This is a genomic window from Devosia alba (assembly GCF_039938915.1).
GTDB classification, from domain to species: domain Bacteria; phylum Pseudomonadota; class Alphaproteobacteria; order Rhizobiales; family Devosiaceae; genus Devosia; species Devosia alba.
The window spans coordinates 192869-208110 of record NZ_JBDUUI010000003.1 but is presented as its reverse complement, the minus strand read 5'-3'; the positions used below and the strand labels follow the sequence as shown (position 1 = coordinate 208110).

Sequence of the window (15242 nt, the reverse complement as noted above, 5' to 3'; positions counted from 1 at the left end):
CATCATCAATGGCGAGCACGCCCTATTCCGTCGGCACCATAACGGTGGCCAATGGCAGCACTTCTGTGGCCGGGACAGACACGTTCTGGGTCGGCAAGACTCGTGCAAACGACATGCTGTTCGTACCGGCTCAAGGCCTGATGGCCCGCATCACAGCAGACCCGGCCGACAACGGGGTCATGGCGATCACGGCTTGGGCGGGCACATCACTGACAGATGCCGCATACGAGATCATCCCGGCGTCGGACACGACCACGAGCGCGGCCAGACTGCGTGATCTGCTGGCGCAAATGTCGGTCATCGAGGCCAATGGCCGGGGGTTGTTCTATCGGTTCAGTGATAGCGTTACCGATGCTGATCCGGGCGCTGGGTATTTGCGCCTCAACAACATCGCAATCGGCAGCGCGACGGCTGCTTATATCGACGATCTTGATGCCAATGGTGCTGGCGTGGCTGGCGTCATCGATAGCTGGGACGATCAGGGTACACCCGGCGCTCGTGGACAGCTTTGGGTGCGATCGGCCTCTGATCCCTCGGCGTTTCATGCGCTAAAGGTCACCGACTCCGTGGTCGATGGTACGGGCTACAGCAAGCTGACACTGGTCTATATCGGCGGTTCTGGTGGATTTGCCGCCGATGACGAACTGATGGTCATGTTCTCTGCGCAGGGCGCGGACGGCACCAATGCCATCCTTGGGGCTTGGCAGGGTCCATGGGTAACGGCATTCGCCTATGACGTGGACGATCTCGTGGAACAGGGCGGCAGCACCTATATCTGCATGGAGGCGCACACCGCAGGAACTTTTGCCACGGACCTGGCCGCCGACAAATGGGATTTGGCGGTTGAGAAGGGCGATACGGGAGATGCAGCGACAATTGCTGTCGGGGATGTCACTACTGTGGCGCCCGGCGACCCAGCCGCCGTTGCCAATTCTGGCACCAGTGGCGCCGCTATTTTTGACTTCGACATCCCACAAGGAGAGCAAGGCGAACGCGGTATTAACTGGCAGGGCGACTATAGCGGCGCGACGGCTTATGTGTTGGACGACGGCGTGCTCTATAGCGGATCGTCATGGCGCGCGCTGCAGGCCACTACAGGCAATGTTCCTCCGGCACTCCCAACGACGAGCAACGGCTATTGGCAGTTGGTCGCAAGGCGAGGGAATGACGGGGCGGGCACGGTTGCCACGATTGTGGAAGGCACTGGGGTCAGCGTCGACCTTACCGATCCGACATCGCCCGTCATCTCGGCGCCCACATTGGCGGTCGGCCCGGCCTCTGCTGTTGCTGGCCGAGTTGCGGTGTTCGATGACACGACCGGGAAACTCCTCGCCGACGGAGGCAAGACCATCGATGAACTGGTGCCCGCCGGCTATGACGACCTGTTGATCACCGTCTCACTACTTGCACTGCAGGTTGCAGACAACACCAATATGGCTCTATTTTTGGGCGATGATGGAAGTCGGGTAGCCGATAGCTTCGGTGCGCTGACGTATGTTGATGTGGCGGGTGGCACAAATCTAAGCACAGCGACCGCTGGCGTTTTGAAGCCGACAGTGATCGATGGGGCAGACCAGACCGCCACCCATACTGGAGCAACCCAGTCCGGGAATACAGTAAGCGCCTCAACCTTTCTCGCTAGTTACAACCCGTGGGAGGCATTCGACAAAATTGTCGGAGTTGGCGATGGTGAAAGCTGCTGGATCACAAATTCTGCAACCACAGGGTGGCTGCAATACCAGTTTGCGACACCGAAGACTATTGGGTCGTATACCGTAACTTCAGGCGCAGGATTTCCAGCCAGGGCCCCGCAGGCATGGACGCTACAGGGATCGGACACGGGGGCTTTCTCTGGTGAACAAGCTACGCTAGACACCAGATCTGCACAAACCTGGTCTGGCGGCGGCGAAGCAAAGAGCTACTCAATTTCGTCTCCTAGTTCGTATTCCTATTATAGGCTGAATGTGACGGCCAATAATGGGGATGCAACCTACCTTCTGATAGATGAAGTCACTTTCGTCAGCGTCGCGACAGTAAACGACCTAAGCGTTTCATCCACCAGTTTCACTGCCGCAGCAATACCAACTACAATGAAGACTCTGATCCGGGTCAAGGAAGTCGATGCAGCGACCGCCGGTACAGACTACACCATGGAGTGCAGCCGTGATGGCGGCACGACATGGGCATCTATGACACTGACGGAGAAGTTCAGCACGCCTGGTGGACTGCGGGTGGTCGAGAGCGCTGACACCGATGTGTCTGGCCAGCCATCCGGTACGGCGCCGCGCTGGCGGTTCAAGACTCTGAACAACAAGATGGTCGAGTTGCACGACGCGTATTTCTACTGGAACTAAGCCACTCGCTTGAGGAACCCGTCAGGAGCCACGGAGACTAGCAGTTTGTTGTCAACAGCTCTGTCGATCTCAAACTCTGGATGAGTCTCAAGATATTTCCAAACTGCAGTCTTTGGGTTGTCCCCAGTGCCCCATGGGCGATCCGGATAGAGATCGTCCGGCATATCTTCGATAACAGTGTCGAACACGACGCAGTAACTGTCCAAACTGGTGAGGGGGGCGTAGGCCTCCAACTCGGCAAGTACGTGATCATGCGTGTGGTTGGAATCGAGTGACACGAGAACCCGCTTATAGCCTTCGGCGTAGCCGTGAACCTGTTCGATAATGTCGGGGTCGATCGAGGATCCCTGAATCATATCAATACGGCCCGCCATGGGGTGTGTCTCGATCGCCGTCTTGTTGTGCTCTCGGATGTCGATATCAATGCCAAGAACACGGCGCTTTGGCTTGGACGGATCGAGCACTGTTCCAGCCGCCACGGCTTCGCAGTATTCGATCATTGCTAGCATTGATGCGCTCAGAATGAGCGAGCCACCATGAGCAATACCGGTCTCAATTATAAGGTCCGGCTGAATCGCCCAGATGAGTTCCTGCATAGCCACGATGTCTTGCGGGTACTGAATAATGGGGCGGCCGAGTGCAGAGAAATTGTAGGAGTATTTGTGCCTTGCGCTTTCCTGGATCCACTGGACGGTTAGGTGCTGGAGGTTCGTATCCGCCCCCGCAGCCGCTGCGTTTTCCAAACACTCTTTTTCAAACTGTGCAGTGACGTCCATGGAATTAGATCCTCGACTTAGACAATGGGGCAATCGTATGCCCTACCTTGGTTTTCACCACAGAGTTGGCAGGCACGGACGTGGTTAAGACAACAGAGGAGGAAATGACAGAGCCTGAGCCTATTGTCACCCCAGGTTCCACCGCAATTTGGGTGCCAAATCGCACTTCATCACCGACAGAAACGCGCCCCGAGAATGTGACGCCCGGACCAAAAGCGCAGTGACTACCAATCTGCGCGTGATGCTCGATGCAGGTGTTGCTGCTGAGGAAATTGTTATCGCCGATCTCGGCCTCAGCTCCCAAGTAGGATGAACCTGCGATGACGTTGCCTGTGCCGATAAGCACCCCAGAACGCCGATTTACCGTAGCATCAATCGCGTTGGTGAACGGCACGCCCATTTCGCTCAACGCAGCGAAGGCCTCTCGGCGCGAGGCAAGATTCCGGTTGAAGGCCAGAATTACCGAGTCGAATTCCTGCCGACGCCAGGCGGCTTCAATTACCTCGTAATCAGAAGGCCCAACCACGGGCACCCCTAGCACGCTAGAACCGAGTACGTCGGGGTCCCGGTCATATATGGCAAGGCAGACTTGAGTGAGACTGCGCAGGATGATGTCCACCACGATAGCGGCGCCGCCGCCAGCTACGCTGCCGATAACCGCTACACGCTCAATGCTGGACCTCGCGGGGCGGGCTGGCAGCTTGTGGTTCAGAACGTCTTCTTCGCGTATCAAACCATCAGAAGACGTCGGTGACACTTTCGAGATGTCGATGCCCATGCGGGCGGCCACCAGTTCTGCCTTTTTGGTCCAGCGAGGCAGGTCAGCGTCCGTCGGAGCAGCCATCGGTGCATCGAGGAGAGCGCTGTAGTCCTCGTTTGGGTCGTCTAGAATGACAGCAATTGCATGGCCCACTTCCACTGTGTCGCCAACAGCTACCAGTTGCACAACATGACCGGCAGACTCAGCCTCCACCTCGGCTGCTGCTTTTGCCGTCTCTATCTCGCAAACAACCTGGCCGGCCACTACTTGGTCGCCGGCTGCCCAATGGACAATTACGGCTGTGTCGTCATTGGCCCCGACGCGGGGCAGCCTCAAAATCGTACTCACTTCAGCATCCCCCATACTTTTTCGATGATTTTTGCAGTGGTTACGATGGCGACTTCTTCTTGCGCCCGAGAAGTCGGGATGATGTCACACTCTGAATTCAAGCGACCTATCGGGTGACGAAGGTTGGGGACCAACTGATCATATAGAAAAGCCACGACTTCGCTCGACCAGTTGAAACCTGCGGAAGCCTCATCCACGACAAGGATGCGCTCGGCCTGACGGCACTCAACCAACAGGTCCCCTGACATGGCACCGATTTCCGCGCAAAGCACAGCGGACGCGCGTATTTCCTCGGCGGCGAGTAGCTCCAGAGCCGGTACAAATAAGCGACTCGAACCGCCGAACCCGACCAGGATAATATCACACGGACTTCTTCGATCATGGTTGCAAAGAGTCACCGAAGGGAATGCTCCGGCACCAACCTTGCGCGATATGAGATTTGAGCCGGCAAAAAGCTCAAGTGGGTAGAGCATCTTATGCTCAAGGAAGAGAGTTACGCCGCCTGCTGTGTACGCTTGGGCAAGCAGTTCGCCTGGATCATGCGCGTGGCTGGGCGCTATGACCCGGAGATGAGGGGTACCAAGGAACATCTTCTCCAGGCTCTGGCTGTGCGTTGGCCCATATCCGCGCCCCGCTCCAACGGGGGATCGAACAATCATGGGGACTTTGACCTTCCCGTTATACATCGCCGCGAACTTAGTGGCATGATTGACGATCTGGTCTGCACAGAGTGTGAGGAAATCGCCGAACATGATCTCGGCGACGGGGCGGAGCCCTCGCATCGCCATGCCTGTCGCGACACCAATAATAGCCCCCTCGCTAATAGGAGTGGTATGAACTCGGTCCGGGTATTTCGAGGAAAGTCCGGCGCTAACTTTGAAGGCCCCGCCGTATGGATCAAGAACATCCTCTCCGAGGAATTGCGCCCGCTCGTCTTCCATCACCTGCGTCAGTGAAGCCCTGACACTTTCAACAAACTTCATGATGTGGCGCCCATTGCCCTGCTGATCTCGACGGACTTTTCAACTCTTTCGAAAATCTCGAGATCGACCGCCTGAACCCAGTCATCCGGCAACTGAGCGGTGAGCAACGGGATTGGCAGCTTACTTTGACCGGCCATCATTACCTTGTCGTCTCGCGTGTCGTCGCCCTTGCTGTGGGGGCCGGCCCTGAAAAGACCAATGTGCAGGATCTGCGGCATCTGCTGCGATCGGCAGGCGGACACCACATCCGCAGCAGCAGCGGCAACGGCAGCGACGTCACTTCCGTCTATATGTGTGGTGGGAATGCCCCACGAATCGCCTCTAGTTTTCATATCGCCCGCGTGCTCGAATTCAATAGGGGTGCTTTGAGCGATGCCGTTGTTCTCGATAACGAACACAATAGGCAAACTCCAAAGCGCTGCCATGTTCAGCGCCTCATAAACTGCGCCCTCGGCCATTGCGCCGTCACCAATGAACAGAACGACGATCGCGCCGGTGTTCTTTTGCTTTTCGGCGAACGCCATGCCGGTTGAAACCGGAGCCATCCCCCCGAGCACTCCATTGGAGTAGAAATTCTGAGACTGGAGATGTTGCGAGCCGCCCTTACCGCCGCAAACACCTCCATCCCGCCCCATTATCTCGGCGACCAGCCCGGTTATGTCGTCGCAATAAGCAAGAAAATGGCCATGCCCGCGATGGTTCGAGACCACGATGTCCTTGGATCGGTCAATCGCATCAAGAACCCCCACAGCCGATGCCTCTTGCCCGAGGCAAGTGTGAACCGTGCCGTTGATTTGCCCCTCAGCAAACAATGCCAATAGCCTTTCTTCGACTACCTGGATCGTCTTCATTTGCCGATAAAAACTCTTCAATCGGTCGTCCATGACCACCCCTTAGACAATTCACGCGGCGCCAGTCCTAACCGATCCGTCGCATCGACGCCATTCGGCAATATGCGCCGTTAATGCCCACCAACATCACCAGGAGACCCCCATGAGCAAGCTCTACAAGAGCTCGCGTGTGGCGCTTTACAAGTTCATCAGTTCCAGCGATGGGCTGCGCGAACCATTTCTCTCGTAAGAGGGATGCGGTCGATAATTCGAATGGCGCTGGTCAGCAGTATTTCGGGATTGATTATTCGGGAACTCGCCCAATAATCGAGGGCGAGGGTGGGCAGTTCGTCCATAAACTTCGGCGTGCTGACCTCTCCATTGATGTACCCAAAGCTCCAACAACCAAAGTGCGTTGGGGCGCTCTCTAGCACCGGCTCCACCCGGTAGATCAAGCTCTGAGGCTGCCCCCGCCAGTATTCAAGAGCAGTGTCCCGATCTGGCAGAACATAGCAGCACTGAAGCCTACTAGGTTTTTCAGGAAAACTCGCGACGCGGACCTCCTCGAATATACGCTCTCGAAGGGCAATGGCGGGCTGTCCAAACCAAGGATGGTAAAGGCTCAGCATCCTTCCCCAGTTTCCAGCTTCGATTACTGACCCGGGCGCCAGCATCAGCGGCGCCACATGAAAATACATAAGGACGACCTCCATCTAGTTGTCAGTTCTTCGATAGTCATGGCCGGTACATAGGTCGAGTCCCGGCCACCATCCAAGCCCGCTTCGGCGGGTTTTTCTTTGTCCATCATCATAGGAGGCCGCTCATGGCCAAAGTTTACGCATCCTGGCGGGATTTCCCGCTGGGCGATTGGCGCTGGCCGAATTTCTCTCCCCAAGAGATCGCCAGCAAGGGCGAAGGCGAGCTGCTGATCGATCCCGGCAGCATGGACAAGCTGCAGGCGCTCCGCACTGCCCTTGGCAAGCCGCTGATGATCACAAGCGCCTATCGGTCGGCCGCACACAACAAGCGCGTCGGTGGGGCAACGCATTCCCAGCATCGTCTCGGCAAGGCGTTCGACGTGATGATGACCAACCAGGATCCGGCAGCATTTGAACGCGCGGCCCGGTCGGCTGGCTTCACCGGATTCGGCCATTACCCAAAGTCCGGGTTCATGCACATCGACACCGGCCCGGCCCGGCGCTGGAATGATGGCAGCGACTTTCCGACCGCGACGGAAAGCAAGATCGCCCCGACGCCGCAATTCCAGACCGAACCCAAGCGCGAGACGGTGATCGACATCGTGACCAAGCCCGGCGTGCTGGTCGGCGCTGGCGGCGCTGCTACGGGTGTGGCGACAGCAGTCAAGGCTTTCCCTGAATGGGCTGCCGGCGCTGCGCTCATCATTCTGGTCTGTGCCTTCGTGGCTTGGTTGGCCGTCAAGATGATTGCGAGGCCCAGCGATGTTTGAGTGGGTATTGGGCATGATCCCTTGGTGGATATGGGCCGCCGTCATCGTCGCCGCTATCGTGGCCGTACAAATGACGTTCGGCTGGAAGGTAACCACTGGTGCCCTGATAGCCGCTCTGCCCGCGCTGGGCGCTATCTGGGGCCGCCAGCTGGGTTCTGAACAAGAGCGGGCCAAGCAGGATCGTGAAACGCTTGATCATGTGCGGATCAGAAAGGAAACCGACGATGGAATCGACCAGATCGGCCATGCCGATGTTGACGAGCGGCTGGCCCGGTGGAACCGCGATGAGTAGGGCGGCCGCGATCCTGCTGCTGGCCGGGCTGCTGGCGGGGTGCCAGACCACTGATCCTGGGGGGTTTTGTCTTGTCGCCAGCCCAATTCGTCCGGCCGCGACTGACGTTCTGACAGAAGGCACGGCACGGCAGGTGCTGGCTCACAACGAATATGGAATGACCGTCTGCAACTGGCGGCCATAAAGCAGCCGACGCCGGGAGTGCGATCCCGACGCCGGCCTGACCACACACCAAGCTACAAGGGCTCGGCAACATGGCTATTGAATACCCTGCATTTCTAACCATTGAGGCCGAGTAAAGATGGCCGATCCAGCAGACGATGCACAGCGCTCACTCGGTCGCCTCGAGGGGCAGATGTCCGAAGTCCTTTCAATGCTCAAGGCGTCCAGCCAAAGCCGCGCCCGGATGCAAGAGCGGGTGAACGATGTTGCTGACCGGCTGGGCAAGATCGAAGGCGATATCGGCATTGCCGCCCAGATCGATGCTCAGGTGCGGGGCGAACTGGATTCGATCAAACAGGTCATAGAGGCGAACCGGGTTGCAGCCGCGCCGGCCATTGAAGCCTGGCAGGATATCCTCAAGACCGGCAAGCGCGTCTCATGGGTGTTCGGGATCGCCGGCATCACCACGATAGGCGGGCTGCTGACCATCGTGACGGGGGCGGGTGAATGGCTGTCGAAACTGATATTTCGGCATTGAGCCTAGCCGAACTGACCGCGCTGTTCTCAGAGGTGCTGCGCGAAAGGCCAGAACTGCAGGGCAATCGCGCCGTCGAGCTGTTCATACAGGACTGCATTGAAGTGCTGCGGGATAGAGCACCGGAAATGCCTATTCTGGTTTCCAATTCACCATATGTTCCGGGGGTTTCTGGGCCTTCCGACCGACGCATTGGAAACCAGAATGCCGCAAACCCTGACGATTCTGAGTTGGCCGATAACTCTTAATCGTCGGGTCCACGGTTCGAATCCGTGCTCGCCCACCAAAGTCCTCCTATTATTGACGGTGCAGATTCTGCGCTAAGCAAGCGGCAAGCCATTTGGTTGTCCTGCGTATTGCCGACGCCGATGGCGCCGCCGGTCAGCGCGGCGCGCCTAAATTTGTCTGCCTGGCTTGATTGACCGCTTGATGCCCTTCCCACTGGGAGGCGGTGGCGGTATAGGCGTCAACAGTATTCCATCTCCGCAATGAGGCCCCCTGCATGTTCGGCATTGATCCGAGTTTTCTCAGCTCGCTAGTTCAAGTCATTCTGATCGATCTGGTTCTGGCGGGTGACAATGCAGTGGTTATCGGGCTCGCCGCCGCTGGTCTGGCCTCCGATGTGCGGCGCAAGGCGATTCTGATCGGCATTCTGGCGGCCACCCTGCTGCGTATTTTCTTCGCGCTGATCACCACCCAATTGCTGGCGCTGGGCGGCGGCTTGCTGATCGCTGGTGGCATCCTGCTGCTATATGTCTGCTGGAAGATGTATCGGGAGCTTTCCACCTCCGATAGTGATGAGCATGAAGCACAGGAAGCGCTGGAAGACGCCGACATCAATGCCGATGGCACCATTGCTGGCAAGGCGCCGCGCAAGACCCTGCGTCAGGCCATCACTCAGATTATCATTGCTGACGTTTCGATGTCGCTCGACAATGTGCTGGCCGTGGCCGGTGCGGCGCAGCACCATGTTGAGGCGCTGATTATTGGCCTGGCGCTGTCGGTGGTCATGATGGGCGCGGCCGCGAGCTTCATTGCCGGCCTGTTGCACCGCTATCGCTGGATCGCCTGGGTCGGCCTGGTGATCATCCTGTTTGTCGCGATTCGTATGGCGCTTGAGGGACTGGGGATGTTTATCGTGCTGCCCGAGATTCCGCTGCTCTATACGCCCCATGCGGTCGACGCTGCGGCCGCGGCCCATTAGGCTTTGGTAACCACGGACCGAGTTTTGCGAGGCTTTGCCTGACGTCATAGGGATTTAATCATCTGCTGGCGCTAGTTTTCCGCGCAATCATATGTGCGGGAAACACCAACTATGTCCGTGACTGCCGATCGATTGAGCCATTCGCAAGCCGATGCGCGAGACCTGGTGCGCGCCAATGGTGCAGCCCGCCCGGTCCTGGAGACGCGGGTGGTGTCCGGCCAGGAGTGGGATCAGACAATCGCTGACTTTGACGAGGTCTGTCAGGAGCAGCTCCATGCATTCGCTGTGGCCCGCTGGCCTTCGGTCAAGCACGAGCCGATGCTGTTTCTGCTGAATGGAGAAATCGTCGGCGGCTCGCTGATGATGGTGCAGCCGCTGCCGCTGCGACTGGGGCATATTGCGGTCTCCAAATGGGGACCGATGCTCAAGGATCTGGCGCGGCCGGATGCCGATGCCCTTCATGCAGGCATGATTGAGGCGCTGATCGCCGACTATGCCGACAAGCGGGGGCAGATGATCTCGGTGCTGCCCTGCGCGTCAACCACGCCGATCAATGGTGCGTTTCAGCGGCTTGAAGCGTATGGATTTCAGGCTGGCTCGCAACTGATGTTTCCCAACCGCTACATCGTCAATTTGCGACTCGATGATGCCGCTCAGCGCAAGAGCCTGAATCAGAAATGGCGCTATCATCTCAATAAGTCTGAGAAGAGCGGATTGAGCTTTGAGTGGGCCGGGCCTGAGCGGCTTGCCGAGTTCGATACGCTCTATACCGCGATGACCGACCGCAAGCAGTTTTCCGATCACTCGGCCTATGACAGCGTCGCGTCCTTGATGGCGCTGGATGAAAAACTGCGACCCGAACTGTTCTTCGTGCGCCATGAAGGCGTGGTCGTTGCCGGGGCATTGATCTTCAAGGCCGGTGATCGCGCTGTCTATCTCTATGGCGCCACCAATGATCAGGCGCTGCCCCTGCGCGCTGGCTATTTCATGCATTGGAACATTATCCGCTGGCTGCGCGACAATACCCGGGCCCGTTGGTACGATCTGGGCGGCACAGACGGTTTCCAGGGTCTGCACCAGTTCAAAAAGGGCATGGTCGGCGATGCCGGGGTCATTGAGCCCGTGCCGCCAGTGGCCAATTACGCCAGCAACCGGCTGGCTTATCTGTTCGGGACGGCGGCATTTGCGGCCCGCGACGCACTCCACTCTATGCATCGCATGATCGCTGGCTGGCGCAATCCCAAGACCAGGCCGACACAGGTGCGCCCGGGTGCGGATGAGACGGGACAATGAAAATTCAGCGCCATCTGGCGTCGCAATCGAGCATAATCTTTGCTGCCCGGCTCGGTGGGGCCGGCCTGATCTTCCTGGTCCAGGCGCTGATTGCCCGTATCTGGGGGCCTGAGCTGCTGGGCGAATATCTGATCGTGGTCGCCATGGTCAATCTGATTGCCGTGGCTATGCCACTGGGCTTTCACACGGTGGGTACCTATTTTGCCGCCGAGTATCGGGCGCGCGGCGAGCGCAAACAATTCGTGGTTTTCCTCACCCGCTCTTACGCTCATGTGGTGGGGGCGCTCGTGCTGCTGCTCATCGCCGGTCCACCACTGCTGGAAGGGCTGGGGTTGGGCGAGACGGTGCTGGCCAACCATTTCATTCCTGTTGTGCTGCTCGCCTTCGGAACGGCCATGGTCTACGTCAATGGAGCGCTGCTGGTCGGGTTGAAGCGGCCGCTGGCCGGGTTTTTCGCCGATACGATGTTTCGCCCGATGATCGTGATGGCAGCGTTCCTCGCGACCATGGGCTTTGCTTCAGCGCCGGAAGGCTTCGCCACCATGTTGTGGGCCATCGCCATCGGCTATGTCGGCGTGGCGCTGGTGCATTTTGGCTTTGTCGTTACCTCCGTGCCCAGACTGGATGATACCAGCCCGGTTCGCACACTGGAATCACGCCGGTGGTGGCGGTTTGCCCTACCATGGGTGCTGATCTCGCTGGCCACCGACTTCTTCTTTGATATCGATCTGCTATTGCTCAGCCAGAGTTTGAGCCGCGAGGAACTGGCGATCTTCGGTGTCTGTACCCGAATTTTCTCGCTGATGTCGTTTGGTGTGGCGGCAGTCTATGCGGTAACGCTGCCGGACATGTTCGAGAGCGAGGCCAATGCCGATCGCGAGGCGTTCAATCGCAAGGTGGGCGAGGCCAATGTTGTCGCCAGCGGCCTGGCTGTGGTGTTGTTCGTCGCGGTGTTGATCGGTGGGCCATTTGCCCTGATGCTGTTTGGGCCGAAGTTCTCCGCCGGGGCATTGCCGCTGGCCGTGCTGTGCCTGGCGCTGGTGGTGCGTTCGGTGATGGGGCCAGCTTCGATTGTGCTGTCGATCCATGACCGGCCCTATGCCAGTTTGCCCTCGGTGTTTCTGGGTATTGCTTCGCTGGCGCTGTTCAACTGGCTGCTGGTCCCCCTCTGGGGCCTGATGGGGGCGGCGCTGAGTGCTATCTTCGCCATCACGGTGTGGTCGGTGGGCCTGTGGTTCATTGCGCTGCGCACGGCCAAGCTGGATGTGTCGATCATGCAATGGTTCCGCAACCGCCATGCCAGAGCGGTGCCTGCTGAATAGCGCCGACCAGCCCGCGCTATTTCTGTAGGGCGAGCTTGACCTTGCGCTGCAGCTTGCGGAGCAGGCCGCCCGGAGTGCCCCGGTCATAACCAGGCACAAGCTTGGTCAGCGGACGCTCATAGAGCAGGTAATCCTCGCCAAAGATGTGGTTGTTGAGCGTGGCGATGTGCTCGAACCCCATGCGGCCCATAATGGCGGCAGCGGCCTCATTGCCATGTTTGGTATAGGTCGCGATCTTGTGGAAGCGACCATTGTCCCAGTGCTTGATGAAGGCCCGCATGGCGGAAATGCCCAGCGATGAGCGGCGGTTTTCGGGGAATACGTAGGACCAGTAGAGCCAAAGCGTGCCGAGTTCGGGACCAGAAATCATGAAGCCGCCGGGCTTGCCGTCACTCAGCATGATCAGCACATGGTACGGGTCAGCATCGATCAGGCTCGCCAGATGCTCCCGCGTCAGCCGCGCCATCTCATAGCTTTTGAACTCATCGCTGTAATAGGGCGAGGTCGCAATCGCCTCATGCAGCTTTGTATGGATTAGCGCTATGTCGGCGTAGCTGCCGGCCCGATACACAGGCGCGCGCGGACCAGCGACGTTTTGAGGCTCATCGATCTGTGTGATGCCGCTCATACCACCCCACGCCTTGCGATCATGCCACCGGACAGTTGGTGGTACCGCCACTATAAGCGTCTGCAGGTTAATGGTCGGTACTGTCGGAGGATGAGCCCACAGCTACGCATTAAGTCGCACCGTCAGGGCCTTGCTCCGTGGGTGGCGGGTCAGTAGAACGAATGTGGGAGAGATAAGGGAGGATACCATGAGCGAGCAGCTCGTATTCCAGCCAAGTGCGGCTGCGATCGCACGCACCCGTACGACCGAGCCGCAGTACAATGAAATGTACCACCGCTCGATATCCGATCCTGATGGATTTTGGGGCGAGCAGGCGAAGCGCCTTGATTGGATAACGTTTCCCACCAAAATCAAAAACACCACGTTTGAATATCCGGACGTGTCGATCAAGTGGTTTGAAGACGGCGTACTTAACGTTGCGGCCAATTGCATTGACCGACATCTTGCAGAGCACGGCGACGATATTGCGCTGATCTGGGAGCCCGATGATCCAAACGCGGCATCCGAACACATCAGCTATCGCACGCTGCATGAAAAAGTGTGCCGCTGCGCCAACGTGCTCAAGTCGCTGGGGGTCCGCAAGGGAGACCGCGTCACCATTTATCTGCCGATGATTCCCCAGGCGGCCTATGCGATGCTGGCCTGCGCGCGCATCGGGGCAGTACATTCGGTAGTGTTTGGCGGCTTTTCGCCTGACGCACTGGCCGGTCGTATCAATGACTGTGATTCTGCGGTGGTCATCACTGCCGATGAAGGCCGCCGCGGTGGCAAGGTTGTGCCGCTCAAGCGCAATGTCGACAAGGCGCTGGAAGATTGCCCGGGCGTATCCAAGGTGCTGGTGGTGCACAATACCGGCGCTGCAGTGGCAATGAAGGGGGCTCGCGACATTTGGTGGCATGAAGCCGCTGCGGGTGTCGAGCCATTCAGCGACCCCGAGCCAATGAACGCCGAAGATCCGCTGTTCATCCTCTATACCTCGGGATCGACCGGCAAGCCCAAGGGCGTGGTGCATACTACGGGCGGCTATCTGCTCTATACGTCGCTGACGCACGAGCTGAGCTTTGACTATAAGCGCGGCGAGGTTTTCTGGTGCACGGCCGATGTGGGCTGGGTCACCGGGCACAGCTATATCGTCTATGGCCCGCTGGCCAATGGCGCGACCTCGGTGATGTTTGAAGGCATCCCGACCTATCCCGATGCCGGGCGCATGTGGCAGGTGGTCGAAAAGCACAAGGTCAACATCTTCCATACGGCACCGACTGCCATTCGCGCGCTGATGGGAGCCGGTTCGCAGTTTGTCGAAAAATACGACATGCCGAGCCTGCGCCTGCTGGGCACGGTGGGCGAGCCGATCAACCCGCAAGCCTGGCTCTGGTACTACAATCAGGTTGGCAAGGGGCGCTGCGAGGTCATCGATGCCTGGTGGCAGACTGAGACAGGCGGGCACATGATTGCCCCATTCCCGGGCGCAACTGCCAAGAAGCCCGGCTCGGCGACGGTGCCATTCTACGGCATTCAGCCGATCGTGCTATCGCCAGAAGGCCGGTTGCAGGAACAGACCAAGGCGGAAGGCGTGTTGGCCATTGCCGATAGCTGGCCGGCGCAGGCCCGCACCATCTGGGGCGATCATGGCCGGTTCATTTCGACCTATTTCGAGACCTACAAGGGCTACTACTTCTCTGGAGACGGTTGCCGCCGCGATGAGGATGGCTACTACTGGATCACCGGGCGTGTCGATGACGTGCTGAACGTGTCCGGCCATCGTCTGGGCACGGCCGAAGTCGAAAGCGCGCTGGTGGCACACCCCAAGGTCTCGGAAGCGGCCGTTGTTGGCTATCCGCATGACCTCAAGGGGCAGGGCATCTACTGCTATGTCACCTTGATGGAGGGGGAAACCAGCAGCGATGAACTGCGGACTGAGCTCAAGAACTGGGTGCGCAAGGAAATCGGGCCGATCGCAACTCCCGATATGATCCAGTGGGCGCCTGGTCTGCCCAAAACACGCTCGGGCAAGATCATGCGTCGCATTCTGCGCAAGGTGGCCGAGAACGAGTTTGCCACTTTGGGCGACACGTCAACGCTGGCTGACCCTGGCGTGGTTGATGATCTGATCGAAAACCGGCAAAACCGCTAGAATCGGGCGGTCACGGGCGGAGATCCCAAAATCTCCGCCCGATCAAAGGCAACGGCATCACGGGCCGGAAGGTTGAAAAACGGCCCGTACTCCAAGTCGCCCCGCTGCAGAATTGCATTTTTTTCCTTTCATATCAGCCCCTAAGTGCATCGG

Annotated in this window: 15 protein-coding genes; 9 read left to right on the top strand and 6 right to left on the bottom strand. The window is 58.6% G+C overall.

Features of this window, described 5'->3' with window-relative positions; translation table 11 throughout:
* The first annotated feature begins 8 nt into the window (after window positions 1-8).
* Window positions 9-2354 (top strand): hypothetical protein, encoded by a 2346-nt coding sequence (locus ABFY71_RS06120; RefSeq protein WP_347945134.1) that lies wholly within the window; start codon window positions 9-11, stop codon window positions 2352-2354.
* On the opposite strand, the gene ABFY71_RS06115 is transcribed toward ABFY71_RS06120, so the two are convergent.
* From ABFY71_RS06115 to ABFY71_RS06095, 5 genes are all read right to left on the bottom strand, one after another.
* Window positions 2351-3130 (bottom strand): cephalosporin hydroxylase family protein, encoded by a 780-nt coding sequence (locus tag ABFY71_RS06115; RefSeq protein WP_347945133.1) that lies wholly within the window; start codon window positions 3128-3130, stop codon window positions 2351-2353. The genes ABFY71_RS06120 and ABFY71_RS06115 overlap by 4 nt on opposite strands.
* A 4-nt stretch (window positions 3131-3134) precedes the next feature.
* A complete protein-coding gene (locus ABFY71_RS06110) occupies window positions 3135-4238 on the bottom strand; it encodes a biotin/lipoyl-containing protein (protein WP_347945132.1) in 1104 nt (367 codons plus the stop codon).
* Window positions 4235-5221, bottom strand: a complete 987-nt coding sequence (locus tag ABFY71_RS06105; protein WP_347945131.1) for an alpha-ketoacid dehydrogenase subunit beta — start codon at window positions 5219-5221, stop codon at window positions 4235-4237. The genes ABFY71_RS06110 and ABFY71_RS06105 overlap by 4 nt, the downstream gene beginning before the upstream one ends.
* The gene (locus ABFY71_RS06100; protein ID WP_347945129.1) at window positions 5218-6105 is read right to left on the bottom strand and encodes a thiamine pyrophosphate-dependent dehydrogenase E1 component subunit alpha; all 888 of its coding nucleotides are present in this window, start codon (window positions 6103-6105) and stop codon (window positions 5218-5220) included. Before ABFY71_RS06100 ends, ABFY71_RS06105 begins: the two co-directional genes overlap by 4 nt.
* Before the next feature lie 155 nt (window positions 6106-6260).
* Complete coding sequence (locus ABFY71_RS06095; RefSeq protein ID WP_347945128.1) at window positions 6261-6749, bottom strand: DUF2441 domain-containing protein; 489 nt, start codon at window positions 6747-6749, stop codon at window positions 6261-6263.
* A 125-nt stretch (window positions 6750-6874) separates the two neighbouring features.
* On the opposite strand from ABFY71_RS06095, the gene ABFY71_RS06090 reads away from it, so the two are divergent.
* From ABFY71_RS06090 to ABFY71_RS06060, 7 genes are all read left to right on the top strand, one after another.
* Window positions 6875-7519 carry a YcbK family protein gene (locus ABFY71_RS06090; RefSeq protein ID WP_347945127.1) on the top strand — a complete coding sequence of 215 codons (645 nt, stop codon included), beginning with the start codon at window positions 6875-6877 and terminating at the stop codon, window positions 7517-7519.
* A complete protein-coding gene (locus ABFY71_RS06085) occupies window positions 7512-7811 on the top strand; it encodes a hypothetical protein (protein WP_347945332.1) in 300 nt (99 codons plus the stop codon). Before ABFY71_RS06090 ends, ABFY71_RS06085 begins: the two co-directional genes overlap by 8 nt.
* A gap of 301 nt (window positions 7812-8112) precedes the next feature.
* Window positions 8113-8511: a hypothetical protein gene (locus ABFY71_RS06080; RefSeq protein WP_347945126.1), complete on the top strand. Its 399-nt coding sequence runs from the start codon at window positions 8113-8115 to the stop codon at window positions 8509-8511.
* Window positions 8481-8756: a hypothetical protein gene (locus tag ABFY71_RS06075; protein ID WP_347945125.1), complete on the top strand. Its 276-nt coding sequence runs from the start codon at window positions 8481-8483 to the stop codon at window positions 8754-8756. The genes ABFY71_RS06080 and ABFY71_RS06075 overlap by 31 nt, the downstream gene beginning before the upstream one ends.
* Window positions 8757-9010: 254 nt before the next feature.
* Window positions 9011-9712, top strand: coding sequence for a YjbE family putative metal transport protein (locus ABFY71_RS06070; RefSeq protein ID WP_305581379.1), 702 nt, complete (start codon window positions 9011-9013; stop codon window positions 9710-9712).
* A gap of 111 nt (window positions 9713-9823) precedes the next feature.
* On the top strand, window positions 9824-11005 hold the full coding sequence (locus ABFY71_RS06065) for a lipid II:glycine glycyltransferase FemX (RefSeq protein ID WP_347945124.1): 1182 nt from the start codon (window positions 9824-9826) through the stop codon (window positions 11003-11005).
* On the top strand, window positions 11002-12327 hold the full coding sequence (locus ABFY71_RS06060) for a lipopolysaccharide biosynthesis protein (RefSeq protein ID WP_347945123.1): 1326 nt from the start codon (window positions 11002-11004) through the stop codon (window positions 12325-12327). The genes ABFY71_RS06065 and ABFY71_RS06060 overlap by 4 nt, the downstream gene beginning before the upstream one ends.
* Before the next feature lie 16 nt (window positions 12328-12343).
* Here the strand turns inward: ABFY71_RS06060 and ABFY71_RS06055 are convergent, their stop codons facing one another.
* Complete coding sequence (locus tag ABFY71_RS06055; RefSeq protein WP_347945122.1) at window positions 12344-12955, bottom strand: GNAT family N-acetyltransferase; 612 nt, start codon at window positions 12953-12955, stop codon at window positions 12344-12346.
* Between the two features lie 187 nt (window positions 12956-13142).
* Between ABFY71_RS06055 and acs the strand changes: the two genes are divergently transcribed.
* Entirely contained in the window at window positions 13143-15089 is a 1947-nt protein-coding gene (acs, locus tag ABFY71_RS06050; RefSeq protein WP_347945121.1) for an acetate--CoA ligase, read from the top strand.
* Window positions 15090-15242: the final 153 nt, after the last annotated feature.